The organism is uncultured Sulfuricurvum sp. (assembly GCF_937936435.1).
Taxonomy (GTDB): domain Bacteria; phylum Campylobacterota; class Campylobacteria; order Campylobacterales; family Sulfurimonadaceae; genus Sulfuricurvum.
Genome location: NZ_CALDDG010000117.1, coordinates 1 through 12,561 on the forward strand (window position 1 = coordinate 1; position 12,561 = coordinate 12,561).

The window sequence follows — 12,561 nt, forward strand, 5'->3', positions numbered from 1 at the left end:
AACTTCGTTATAAATACAATGCAAATGTCAATATTGCCCATGTAGAGAGTAACGGCTCGATTCGCGTCCGTACCTATGAACGCGGAGTAGAAGATGAAACCCTGGCCTGCGGAACGGGCATGGCGGCGTGTTTTTACCGTGCACGAATCGAAAATTTGGTTGCCGATACCGCCTGTGTCTATCCGAAAAGCGGTGAGACGCTCTATCTGGGACTGGAGGATGAGACGATTACGTTTAAAGGGGAAGTAAAAGGGGTTTTTGAAACCTATTGGAGAGAATGAATCCTGTGATCCATTACCTAGAGCCGTTCCGAAGGCAGTCGTGCCGAAAGGAACGTAGCGTTCTTGGATCACGGTATGCTCTTTTGGTATTTTTCTGGCTAAACAGAAAAGTACATAGAAGAGATTATAATCCCGCTCTCTCCATAATCTGCGCCTGCGCATCGGCAATTAGAGGCTCGATAATATCATCCATCAATCCCCCCTGCATGATCTCATCGAGACGATACAAGGTCAGATTGATACGATGATCCGAGATACGGTTTTGCGGGTAGTTGTAGGTGCGAATACGACCTGATCGGTCTCCCGTTCCTACCTGTTCTTTGCGCTCATTCATCTCTTTCTCTTTGGCTTCCTGAATCTGCATTTCATAAAGCCGTGCTTTGAGGATTTTCATCGCTTTGTCTTTATTTTTATGCTGCGATTTTTCATCTTGGTTGGTGACCACGATACCCGTCGGAAGGTGGGTAATACGTACGGCGGAGTCGGTGGTATTGACGCTTTGTCCTCCACATCCGCTTGAGCGCATGACGTCGATTTTGAGGTCGTTTTCGTTGATAGTGATTTCGACGTCGTCGACTTCAGGCATCACGGCGACGGTAATAGCGGAAGTATGTACCCGTCCCTGTGATTCGGTAGCCGGTACACGTTGGACACGGTGGGTTCCCGCTTCATATTTGAGCCGGGAGTAAACCTGCTCCCCTTTAATGAGGGCGATGATCTCTTTGTAGCCGCCTGCATCGGATGGACTGGTGCTCATCAATTCGATTTTCCACCCTTTTAAATCCGCATAACGGACATAGGCGTTAAACAAATCACCGACAAAAATGGCTGCTTCATCTCCTCCGGTACCTGCGCGCAGTTCGATATAGATGTTTCGTTTATCATTCGGATCGGCAGGAATCAGGAGCTTTTTGATCTCTTCTTCAAGAGGTTCTACCAACGGTTCGAGAGAACGGAGCTCCTCTTTTGCAAGTTCACCGAGTTCAGCATCAAACGCAAGCGATTTATTTTCTTCAATGTCATCAAGCAGTTTTTTGTATTCAGTCGCTTTGGAAACAATAGCCTGAATCGAGGATTGCTCTTTGGAGAGATCGGTCATCCGTTTGATATCATTGCCGATATCGGGAGAACTAAGAAGTTCGGTCAATTCGTTGTAACGGTTGATAAAAGGGGTGAGTTTGTCGGATAACATAGTGATAGTCCTAAAGAGAGGCGTTCTGAGAAAAATACAGAAGGGAAGTTTGCCCTAGGGGCAAAACTTATGCTGCGATTGCGTTAACAGCGAGGTGAAGACGGCTTACTTTACGTGCAGCCGTCTCTTTTTTCAAGACACCTTTGCTGACATATTTATGAAGGTTGGCATTGGCAATAACAAGAGCAGCTTGTGCTTCTTCTTTGTTTCCTGCATCTACAGCAGTGCGAACTGCTTTAACGATATTTTTAATACGTGTGCGATAGAATCGGTTGCGTTCTGTACGCTTTTCCGTCTGACGGATACGTTTCAATGCTGACTTATGGTTTGCCATGGCATTTATCCTTGTCGAATTTTTTTTAGGGTAGAATACTACCTTAAAGATAATTAAAATTAAGTTAAATTTTATGGATTGTCATAGAAACGGCAATCTTTTAGGGAGAAAACGAAATGAAGTTATTCGGTACCGATGGGGTACGAGGTGAAGCGGGCTCATATTTGACAGCTGAATTAGCGATGCGCGTTGCAATGGCGGCGGGGATATATTTTCTCGGATCTTCACGCACCAAAAAAATATTATTGGGGAAAGATACCCGCCGAAGCGGATATATGATCGAAAATGCGATTGTTACCGGCTTGACGGCGGTAGGGTACGATGTCGTGCAAATCGGACCTATGCCGACTCCGGCTATCGCTTTTTTGACGGAAAACATGCGTTGTGACGCGGGGATCATGATTTCGGCAAGTCACAATCCGTATGAAGATAACGGAATCAAGTTTTTCGATGCGCACGGCAATAAGCTTTCCGAGGAGATCGAAGCGCAGATCGAAGCGATCGCACAGGATAAAAACCGGATTGAAGACGCACAGGTGACAGGAAAAAATATCGGATCGGCAAAACGGATCGATGACGTCATCGGGCGTTATATCGTCCAGCTCAAAAATTCGTTTTCGCGGGAATTGACTCTGCAGGGGCTCAGAATTGTTCTGGATACGGCCAACGGAGCGGGTTATAAAGTAGGGCCTACGGTTTTGGAAGAGTTGGGTGCCGAAGTGATCGTTTTGCACGATAAGCCAAACGGATTTAATATCAACGAAGGGTGCGGCGCATTACATACGAAAGACCTTCGTACGGCGGTTAAGCAATACCGCGCCGATATCGGTTTGGCTCTCGATGGGGATGCGGACCGGTTAATTGTCGTCGATGAAGAGGGTGATGAGGTAGACGGCGATCAAATCCTAGGAGCTCTCGGATTGTATTTGCATGCGGAAGGGAAGCTCAAAGGGGGCGGAATCGTTGCAACGGTCATGAGTAATCAGGCGTTGGAAGACGCTATGACGTCTGCCGGATTACGGTTATTCCGCTCGAATGTCGGTGATAAATATGTTCTCGAAGTGATGCGTGAAAACGGGATCAACTTCGGCGGAGAGCAAAGCGGGCATATCATCATGCACGACTATGCGAAAACGGGTGACGGACTGGTCAGCGCATTGCAAATTTTGGCATTGTTGATTACATCCGGGAAAAAAGCGAGCAAAGCACTCCGCCCGTTTGAACTCTATCCGCAAAAATTGGTCAACATCAAAGTCAAAGTGAAAAAACCGCTCGATCAGATTGAAGGGCTATCCGATGAACTCGAAGCAATAGAAAAGGCTCATATGCGCCATCTTATCCGATACTCAGGAACGGAAAACAAACTGCGGATTTTGCTGGAGGGAAAAGATGCCAAAGCAATGGAAAAAGAGATGAAACGGTTGGTCTCTTTTTTTGAAAAGGCATTGAATGCTTAAGTCACTCGTCATTTTACTTTTGGCGATGAGCGGTACCTTTATTATAGATCACAACATCAAGGCCTTATTTGTCGAAGGGTTCCGTTATTACACTGACTGCATCGATTTGATTCTCGTGTATAACAAAGGGGTCGCTTTCTCGATGTTCGCTTTTTTGGAAGGGTCGTTAAAGTGGATTCAATTGGCCCTTTTGAGCGGAGTGATCGGGTACACGTTGTGGATTAAAAAAAACTGCTACCTTCTTCCCGTCGGTATTATGACAGGGGCAGGATTGGGAAATGTGTATGACCGTTTTATCCATGGAGGAGTAGTCGATTATGTCTATTGGCATTGCGGATTTGATTTTGCGGTTTTCAATTTCGCCGATGTAATGATCGATATTGCGGTTGTATGGTTGATGATTTTAAATTTTCGCCCAAAATTTTGTAAGGGTTAAGTCACTTTTAACTTCTGAATGTCTATAATTTCACCCTTGCATTAAAAGATGGTCTTATAGCTCAGTTGGTAGAGCACTACCTCGACAAGGTAGTGGTCACAGGTTCGAGTCCTGTTGGGACCACCATTTCTTCTTAATTTTCTCCAAAATTTATTTATTTAATCGTAAACCAATCAACATTTCCGTATAATCCGCGATATTTTCTCATACGAGGCACCCCAATGGATATTATTGCATACAAGCATGATAATCAAATTATCGATTTACAAACCGCTGGGGCACTTGGAATTACGGGCGAAGAGATTGTTTATGACAATTCTCCTGAGTCTCTCGAAGTAATTCGACATTCCTGTGCTCACTTGATGGCTGAAGCGATCAAAGCACTTTATACAGACGCTAAATTTTTTGTCGGACCGACGGTCAAAGAGGGCTTTTATTACGATTTTAAAGTTAATGAAACGATCGGTGAAGAAGATTTAAAAACAATTGAAAAGAAAATGCTTGAAATCGCCAAGAGCAAAGAGACGATCGAACGTTATGAGATCACCAAAGATGAAGCGCGTACAAAATTTGCGAACGATCACCTAAAACAAGCCGTTATGGAGCGTATCCCGAGCGATACGGTATCGATTTACAAACAAGGCGAATTCGAAGATCTCTGCCGAGGACCGCATTTGCCGAATGTCGGGATGCTGCGTTATTTTAAATTGACCAAAATTTCCGGTGCTTATCTCGGCGGTGACAGCAAAAACGAAATGCTGACTCGTATCTACGGTATCGCATTTGCAGATAAAGAGTCTCTCAAAGCTTATTTGGATCAAATGGCGGAAGCGGAAAAACGCGATCATCGTAAGATCGGTGCCGAAATGAAACTATTCACTTTCCGTGAAGAGGTTGGAGCGGGCTTTCCTCTTTGGCTTCCTGCGGGAGCACGGATGCGCTCACGATTGGAGCAGCTCCTTTTCAAAGCGCACCGCAAGCGGGGTTATGAGCCGGTTCGCGGTCCTGAGATGCTTCGTTCGGACCTATGGAAAGTATCGGGCCACTATCAAAACTATGGCGAAAATATGTATTTCACCCACATCGACGAGTTGGAATTCGGGGTAAAACCGATGAACTGTGTCGGTCACATCAAAGTGTATGAACACGATTTGCATTCCTATCGTGATCTTCCGCTCAAATACTTCGAGTACGGTGTGGTTCATCGTCACGAGATGACGGGAGCGCTTCACGGATTATTCCGTGTCCGCGAGTTTACTCAAGACGATGCGCACATTTTTTGTACGGCAGACCAGATCGAAGAGCAGATTATCGAGGTAGTCGATTTCGTAGATAAAATCATGAGTACGTTTGAATTTAACTACAAAATGATGATTTCGACCAAACCGGAAAAAGCGGTCGGCGACGATGCAGTATGGGAGATTTCGACCAATGCTTTGAAAACGGCGATGGACAAGCATAATCTCGCGTATGAAATCGACGAAGGAGGCGGAGCGTTTTACGGTCCTAAAATCGATATTAAAATAACCGATGCTATCGGACGCGAATGGCAGTGCGGAACGATTCAGCTCGATTTTAATCTGCCGGCACGTTTCGAACTGGAATATAACGGTGAAGAAAACGCCAAAATCCAACCGGTTATGATTCATCGTGCTATTTTAGGTTCGTTTGAGCGATTTGTTGGTATATTGACGGAGCATTACGCTGGGGAATTTCCGATGTTTATCGCTCCTACGCAGGTTGCTATCGTCCCGATAGCCCCTTCTCACGAGGCGTATGCGCGTGATTTGGCCGATAAATTGATCGATCTGGGTGCCGATTTTGAGATATTCGATAAAAACGAAAGTCTGAATAAACGCATCCGAACAGCGGAAAAAGGACGTGTGCCGATGATCATCGTACTCGGTGATGAAGAGGTTAACAACAAAACTATTGCGGTACGGGATCGACGTTCTCGTGAGCAATATAACTTAAGCGAAGAAGAATTCCTCGCTTTAGTGAAACAAAAAATAAATGAGGTACATTTTTGAGTAAAAAACAAGACCGAGTCCTGATGAATGAAGATATCAGGGTTCCTGAGGTACGCTGTGTCGTTGACGGCGGTGAAGCATTAGGTATCATCTCAATCAATGAGGCGATGAGCAAAGCAAACGAAATGGGATTGGACCTGGTTCTGATCTCTCCGGATGCCAAACCCCCTGTCGCGAAAATCATGGACTACGGTAAGTTTCATTACCAAGAAGAGAAGAAGAAAAAAGAGGCTCGGAAAAAACAGACGAAAGTAGAGGTCAAAGAGATCAAACTTTCCGTTAAAATTGCCGATAACGATATCGGGTACAAAGTCAAACATGCCCGCGAATTCCTTGAAGAAGGAAAGCATGTCCATTTCCGCGTATTCTTGCGCGGACGTGAAATGGCCCATCCTGAGTCGGCGGTAGCCGTATTGGAACGCGTTTGGCCGATGGTCGAGGATGTCGGGTCGATGTATAAAGCTCCGGCCATGGAAGGGCGTTACTGTAATATGATGATCCATCCGAAAAAAGAAGACAAAAAGTAAGTCATTTAATGTGAGTGCCAAAGGAATACATCCCTTTGGCTACGCTAGCCGCTAAGGCACATGTAGCGAAGCGAAAAGCCTAGCGAAGTGCAGGCAAACGCTTGCCTCTGTCGAGGCAGATTTTCATTCTCCATTCTTCTTAACAATTACAATAATATAGATCAAATATTTTTTATGGTATAATCCGCGTCTCGTTTAGAGAATTTTTGCGAAAGGATCAAGTCGATGCCAAAAATGAAATCGGTAAAAGGGGCGGTTAAACGCTTCAAATTGAAAAAAAACGGCACCATCAAACGTGGTAGCGCATTCCGCAGCCACATTTTGACAAAACAAGATGCTGGGACTCGACGTAAGCAAAATGCACCAAAAGTGGTTGCTAACGTAGACGTTAAAGCTATCAAAAAGATGATCGTAGACTAATAATCTACCTTAACCCTCCAGCATAACGCTGGGCAAGTCCGCACAGCGGCACCCCGTCATTAAAATTGAGATGAACCGGGTCAAGAAAGGAAAACAATGCCAAGAGTAAAAACTGGTGTCGTAAGACGCAGACGTCATAAAAAAGTATTGAAACTCGCACGCGGTTTCTACAGTGCACGCCACAAACATTTCCGTAAAGCGAAAGAGCAGCTCGAGCGCTCACTCGTATACGCGTTCCGTGACCGTAAACAGAAAAAACGTGAATTCCGTAAATTGTGGATTATCCGTATCAATGCGGCATGCCGCCTAAACGGAATGAGCTATTCAGTATTCATGAACGGCCTTAAACGTGCCAACATCGAACTTGATCGCAAAATCCTTGCTGACATGGCTATGAACGATGCTGCAGCATTCTCTGCTGTCGTTGCTCAAGCAAAAGCAGCTCTGTAAATTCTAAACACTTCAGGGGTTTCTCCTGAAGCCTTCTTCTTCAAACTTTCCGCTAACTTGCTTGAATAAACCGCCAAAAGACGATTTATTGTTCGACTTTATACCCTTTGTTTTCCAGACATTTTTGACACTCTACGGTAATCGGTGCACGTGAGGCTTTGGTAGCCGCATCCAGGTCATAGTATTTACATTCGGCAAAGTCGGCTCTGATACGATCTTCTGAACGATCAGACGGGCAAATCATACCGTTAACAACCAACTGTTTTTCAGCGCATCCAAAGTTGAGCAATAAGGCGGCAAGAGTGATGCCGAAGAGGAGTGTTTTTTTCATTTTAATGTTCCTTGTCTACGTAAATAGTGTTATATTCTTGAATAGGATGTGAATACAGATACTTGGGATTTATATAGTAGCATAAAGAATCGTTATCCGATCAATTCTTTCATTGCTTCCGCAGTTTTCCGTATCTCCCACTGGGCATGTTCATCCAACCGCAGCTTGAAATAATTGGCAAGCTGAGTAGGCATGAAAGCCCCCCAAATTTGCGTATAGGCGGCTTGCGGGATAATTCTGCGCGCTTCTTGGGGTTTAACCCCTTTTTCTATGGCATTCATATAATGTTCTACGCACAGATCGAGGATCTTTTGAGTATCGAATTCGCCGGTTTTGACCGATGCCATATTTTCGCTGATGTAAAAGTCGAAAGGGACCCTTTTCCCTGATACGTACCGTCGTGAAAGTTCCTGCCAGTTAACCCGATGGCGAACCATTTGCGAACGTGTCGGAAGGTCCACTTTGTATAAAAAGACATGAAAATGTTTTCGGATAATGGCAGCTTCTTCCGGTGTATTTAATATCTGTCTGATATCAAAACTGTATCCCTCTTTGTCATTTTCAAAATCGTATACGATAGCCCGATAGTTTGTGAGTAGATATTGACCGTTTTCGACCGGTTCGCCGAATTTTTTGACATTGCTGTACTCTTTATCGAGAAGCTCTTTGTGTCTGGGATTGGTGTAATCAAGCAATACGGGGACGAATTCAAATGAACTGGATGGGAGCCCCATCGATTCGGCCATCAGGCGGTTATAAAGTGTTTCACTGCCTAGAGCTTTGGGAGATTGGTAGCAGATCGATGCTACTTGTGTGATCGCTAATATGCGATTTTCTTCGGAAGTGTTGGCTAGAGAGAAATCCCATTGTTCCACAAATGCGATATTGTCTCCAAAGATGTTTTCTCGACTAGCTGTTTTTGTAATGGACATGGACACTTCCTGCTACATTTATTGATAAAGTATAGCAAAGTTGTGTTTAAAAAAAAGGGTTAGGGGTGCGAAGTGAACGAAGTCTAGGTTTCTATTTTTTGCTAAGCCTCGTGGCTCATTTCATTCGGCACACTCGGTTTCGTTCGGGAAAGCGTGACGTTTGTCACCCTTTCTTTTCCGAACTCACATAACAAACACGTGCGGAACGATAAGCGGATATTTTTTCATTTTGCGGTAGATGTGTTTGCGTACCACTTGACGCAGATCGTTTTCCAGTGCTTTCGGATTTTCGATAAGGCCCGGTTTGAGGTTGACCAGGAAATGCTCCAACACATCTTCCATCTCTTGGGCGAACGCTTTGTCGTGGCGGTCTGCAACCAGACCGAAACTGGTAACAAGCGGTTTGGTTAGAAGATGGGAGTCGGTAGCACTGACTTGTGCCACCAGTACCACCATTCCCTCAGAGGCCATTTTTTGGCGGTCAATGATGATATCGTCTTCAATCTGATGATTGTTTTGGTTGTCGATATACGTTTTGCCGGTTTTAACGGTTTTTGCTTTTCGCATCACTTTAGTGCTGACTTCGATGCAGTCCCCGTCGCTCATCAATAGGATATTACGTTCCGGAACACCGCACGAAACAGCCGTATCGCGGTGTTTCATGATGTGGTTGTACTCACCGTGGACAGGGAGGAAAAACTTCGGATTGGTAAGTCGGAGCATCAATTTTTGCTCTTCCATACTCGCATGTCCCGAAACGTGGATGTCACGGTCGTTAGCGACGCGGGCACCGGCACGTTGAAGATAGTTGAGCATTCCCGAAATAGAACCTTCATTCCCCGGAATCGCACGTGCGGAGAGGACGATCAAATCGGTCGGTTTGATTTTGATGTGGCGGTGTTCGCCGATTGCCATACGGAAAAGGGCTGAACTCGGTTCCCCCTGGCTTCCCGTAGTTACGATCAGAACCTCTTTATCGTTCATACGGTTGGCCTCTTCGGCATCGATGAAGATGTTTTTCGGAAGTTTAATGTAATCGTATTGCATACATACTTCGAGATTTCGTTCCATCGAACGCCCGATAACGCACACTTTACGGTTGTATTTCATCCCGTATTGGATCGCTTGGTAGACGCGGTGGATATTGGAGCTGAACGTTGACATGATGATGCGACCCTCAGCCTGAGAGAAAATACGGTCGAATCCCGGAGCAACGGTCAGTTCGCTTGGAGTCCACTCTTTATTATAAGAGTTGGTAGAGTCAGAAAGGAGACAAAGAACCCCTTTTTCCCCATAATGCGCTAGTCGGTGCAAGTCAGCGGTATACCCGTCAACAGGTGTATGGTCGATTTTAAAGTCACCCGTATGGATGATCGTTCCCGCTTTCGTCGTGATCGCCAATGAGGAAGAGTCGATAATCGAATGGGTCATGTGCATCCATTCGATCTCGAAGTCGTTTCCGATTTTGTACGGCTGGCGTTTGACGATCGGGTTGAAATAGCGGCGGAAATCACGCATATGGTGTTCGTCGAATTTGTTGCCGATCATTGCTAACGGGAGCGGTGTTCCGTAAATCGGGAATTGCATCTCTTTGAAGAAATACGGGACGCCGCCGATGTGGTCTTCGTGGGCATGGGTAATAATGACCGCAACGATTTTTTTGCGGATTTCGCGTAGATAGGTGAAGTCCGGAACGAGGATATCGACACCGTGCATCTCTTCATCCGGGAAGCTCATCCCGATATCGATGACGATTGCTTCGTTTTCCGTTTCGATAACTGTGATGTTTCCGCCGATTTCACCTAATCCGCCCAGAGGAGTGATACGAACTTTGTCGTTCCCCTCAAGATTCAGTTTGTAGTGCGGATTTAAGCGATTTTTATGGGCATCTTGATTTTTGAGGACAAATTCGCGCAAATTATTATCGATCGGGGCACTTGGCGCACCGCGGCGACCGCCACGGCCGCGATCGCGTGATGGGCGGTTTTCGCTTTCAGGAGCCGCATTGGATGCATTCTCCCCCTCGGTACGAGGCGGACGATTGTCATTACGCGGAGGGCGATTATCGTTGCGAGGCGGACGGTTGTCATTACGCGGAGGGCGGTTATCGTTGCGAGGCGGACGGTTGTCATTACGCGGAGGGCGGTTATCGTTGCGAGGCGGACGGTTTTCTCCTGTTTGATTCTCTCCGCTGCTACCTTCTGAGCCTTCAGGACGGTTGTTGTTTCGGCTGCGAAACGGGCGTCGATTGTTTCGGCGTTGACGGTTTTCCCCTTGAGGTTGTGTTTGAGATTCTGTTTGTTCATCAGACATTATAATTCCTTGTAGACGCGCATAAAGCGCAAAATGGTGTAATTTCGAATGCTTTAATGACCCTGAAAATTTAGTGTATAAGGGTGTAAAGCCGGTGATAGTCGGAGGTGCTAAGCTGATGAGGTCGGATGGAACGGTCCATAGCGAGCGTTTCAAACGCTTCGGCTAAAGATGTCCCATCATAGCGTGCAGTGAGATTTTTGTGAAGGGTTTTTCGCGGCTGTGTAAAGGCCGTTCGTAAAAAATCTTCAAACCCTTCATCATTACGATTTGCCGTTTTAGAAATGAGCAGTACGGCAGAATCGACTTTGGGAGCAGGTTCGAATGCGCTTGGCGGAACGTGTATCACGATCTCGGCATTCCCTACACTCTGCGTAATAACGCTGAGTGCTCCAAAAGCTCTCTCACCAGGTGAGGCTGAGAATTTCTCAGCAACTTCACGCTGTATCATGACAAGCAGATTGCGGCACGCCGGATCGGCGAGGGCTTTGAGGATGATGTTGGTCGCGATGTAGTAGGGAAGATTCGCCACTAGATCGTACGGTTCATCCAAAAGCTCACTCTTCCAATGCTCCAGTACATCTCCGCAGCGGAGGGTCAGGGCATCGGTAGCGATGGCATCGGCAAAATGGTGCTCCAAATGCTTGCACAAGTCGGTATCGACCTCAAAAGCGGTGACACTTTTGACATCAACTAAATACTTAGTTAAATCACCTAATCCAGGCCCGATTTCTGCGATACGGTAAGGCGTATCGGGCATCGATTGGATGATTTGCGCTAAAACGGTCTCATCTCGTAAAAAGTTTTGGCCAAATTTTTTCTTGGCTATAGCGGCACGGTCTTTTTGCATTGCAAGGATTGTACCCGATAAAGTGTTAATATCCTATTAAATCACAAAAACGCTCAATTGCAAACGAATTAAATGAAGGTTGTCAACTCTAAGGCTTTATCGTTACTTTTGGTAATGGAAGTTATACTTCCTTTATCATATGGCAAGGTCGATAGATGGAATATTTTGCAAAACGGATCATTCCGTGTCTGGATGTCAAAGACGGGCGCGTAGTCAAAGGGGTCAATTTCGTTGGTCTCAAAGATGCGGGTGATCCGGTTGAAGTGGCAAAACGCTATAACGAAGAAGGTGCGGATGAGCTCACGTTTTTAGATATTACCGCATCACATGAAGAACGCGATACGATCGTCCATATCGTCGAACAGGTGGCGAAAGAGGTGTTTATACCTCTCACTGTCGGGGGTGGAATCCGTAAGCTTGACGATATTTACCGTCTTCTTGCCGTCGGATGCGATAAAGTAAGTGTCAATTCTGCCGCGATAAAGCGTCCTGAATTGATCGATGAGGGGGCAAAGCGGTTCGGAGCACAATGCATCGTCGTCGCCATCGATGTGAAGCGTACCGGGGATCAATATAACGTTTATCTTAACGGCGGTCGTGTCGATACAGGGATCAATGCACTCGAATGGGCAAAAGAGGTTGTAGATCGCGGGGCGGGAGAAATTTTGCTCACGTCAATGGATGCCGACGGTACGAAAGCGGGATTTGATCTTTCCATCACCGAGCAGATCAGCCGTGCGGTGAACGTTCCTGTGATTGCCAGCGGCGGCGCGGGGACGATGGAACATATCAAAGAGGCGTTTGAACATGGTGCGGATGCTGCGCTTGCTGCGAGTATCTTCCACTACAAAGAGATCGATATTATGGATCTCAAACGCTACCTGTCCGCTAACGGGATTCCGGTACGGCTCTAAGTTTTCAATGTGCTATAATTGACCCTATAAAAGTTATGAAAAAAAGGAGGATATTATGACGACGAACATTAAAAAGTCAGATATTTTAGACTAC

The 12,561-nt window shown here is 45.9% G+C and carries 13 protein-coding genes, 1 tRNA gene and 1 pseudogene; 9 read left to right on the forward strand and 6 right to left on the reverse strand.

Translation table 11 applies throughout. The annotated features are described in order from the left end of the window. Window positions 1-281: pseudogene (locus tag Q0389_RS10765) on the forward strand (diaminopimelate epimerase); the annotation flags it as partial. A gap of 124 nt (window positions 282-405) precedes the next feature. Here the strand turns inward: Q0389_RS10765 and prfA are convergent. Together prfA and rpsT are read right to left on the reverse strand one after the other, a co-directional pair. Next, the gene (gene prfA / locus Q0389_RS10770) at window positions 406-1,473 is read right to left on the reverse strand and encodes a peptide chain release factor 1 (RefSeq protein WP_298694079.1); all 1,068 of its coding nucleotides are present in this window, start codon (window positions 1,471-1,473) and stop codon (window positions 406-408) included. Between the two features lie 67 nt (window positions 1,474-1,540). Further along, window positions 1,541-1,807, reverse strand: a complete 267-nt coding sequence (gene rpsT / locus Q0389_RS10775) for a 30S ribosomal protein S20 (RefSeq protein ID WP_298694080.1) — start codon at window positions 1,805-1,807, stop codon at window positions 1,541-1,543. A 116-nt stretch (window positions 1,808-1,923) separates the two neighbouring features. On the opposite strand from rpsT, the gene glmM reads away from it, so the two are divergent. The 7 genes from glmM to rplT all read left to right on the forward strand — a co-directional run bounded on the left by glmM (window position 1,924) and on the right by rplT (window position 7,127). Beyond that, window positions 1,924-3,264, forward strand: coding sequence for a phosphoglucosamine mutase (gene glmM / locus Q0389_RS10780; RefSeq protein ID WP_298694081.1), 1,341 nt, complete (start codon window positions 1,924-1,926; stop codon window positions 3,262-3,264). Further along, entirely contained in the window at window positions 3,257-3,700 is a 444-nt protein-coding gene (gene lspA / locus Q0389_RS10785; RefSeq protein WP_298694083.1) for a signal peptidase II, read from the forward strand. Before glmM ends, lspA begins: the two co-directional genes overlap by 8 nt. Window positions 3,701-3,750: 50 nt before the next feature. Continuing rightward, window positions 3,751-3,826, forward strand: a tRNA-Val gene (locus tag Q0389_RS10790). 95 nt (window positions 3,827-3,921) lie between these two features. Beyond that, window positions 3,922-5,730, forward strand: a complete 1,809-nt coding sequence (thrS, locus tag Q0389_RS10795) for a threonine--tRNA ligase (RefSeq protein ID WP_298694084.1) — start codon at window positions 3,922-3,924, stop codon at window positions 5,728-5,730. Continuing rightward, the gene (gene infC / locus Q0389_RS10800) at window positions 5,727-6,257 is read left to right on the forward strand and encodes a translation initiation factor IF-3 (protein WP_298694086.1); all 531 of its coding nucleotides are present in this window, start codon (window positions 5,727-5,729) and stop codon (window positions 6,255-6,257) included. The genes thrS and infC overlap by 4 nt, the downstream gene beginning before the upstream one ends. 225 nt (window positions 6,258-6,482) lie before the next feature. Further along, the gene (rpmI, locus tag Q0389_RS10805; RefSeq protein ID WP_298694087.1) at window positions 6,483-6,677 is read left to right on the forward strand and encodes a 50S ribosomal protein L35; all 195 of its coding nucleotides are present in this window, start codon (window positions 6,483-6,485) and stop codon (window positions 6,675-6,677) included. Window positions 6,678-6,773: 96 nt separating this feature from the next. Further along, window positions 6,774-7,127 carry a 50S ribosomal protein L20 gene (gene rplT, locus Q0389_RS10810; RefSeq protein WP_298694088.1) on the forward strand — a complete coding sequence of 118 codons (354 nt, stop codon included), beginning with the start codon at window positions 6,774-6,776 and terminating at the stop codon, window positions 7,125-7,127. Window positions 7,128-7,212: 85 nt separating this feature from the next. Here the strand turns inward: rplT and Q0389_RS10815 are convergent, their stop codons facing one another. The 4 genes from Q0389_RS10815 to rsmA all read right to left on the reverse strand — a co-directional run bounded on the left by Q0389_RS10815 (window position 7,213) and on the right by rsmA (window position 11,553). Next, complete coding sequence (locus Q0389_RS10815; protein WP_298694089.1) at window positions 7,213-7,458, reverse strand: hypothetical protein; 246 nt, start codon at window positions 7,456-7,458, stop codon at window positions 7,213-7,215. Window positions 7,459-7,550: 92 nt separating this feature from the next. Beyond that, on the reverse strand, window positions 7,551-8,390 hold the full coding sequence (locus Q0389_RS10820; RefSeq protein ID WP_298694090.1) for an FAD-dependent thymidylate synthase: 840 nt from the start codon (window positions 8,388-8,390) through the stop codon (window positions 7,551-7,553). Between the two features lie 183 nt (window positions 8,391-8,573). Next, window positions 8,574-10,703, reverse strand: coding sequence for a ribonuclease J (locus Q0389_RS10825; protein WP_298694092.1), 2,130 nt, complete (start codon window positions 10,701-10,703; stop codon window positions 8,574-8,576). Window positions 10,704-10,773: 70 nt separating this feature from the next. Then, window positions 10,774-11,553 (reverse strand): 16S rRNA (adenine(1518)-N(6)/adenine(1519)-N(6))-dimethyltransferase RsmA, encoded by a 780-nt coding sequence (gene rsmA / locus Q0389_RS10830; RefSeq protein ID WP_298694093.1) that lies wholly within the window; start codon window positions 11,551-11,553, stop codon window positions 10,774-10,776. Window positions 11,554-11,708: 155 nt separating this feature from the next. On the opposite strand from rsmA, the gene hisF reads away from it, so the two are divergent. Next, complete coding sequence (gene hisF / locus Q0389_RS10835) at window positions 11,709-12,467, forward strand: imidazole glycerol phosphate synthase subunit HisF (RefSeq protein WP_298694094.1); 759 nt, start codon at window positions 11,709-11,711, stop codon at window positions 12,465-12,467. Window positions 12,468-12,561: the final 94 nt, after the last annotated feature.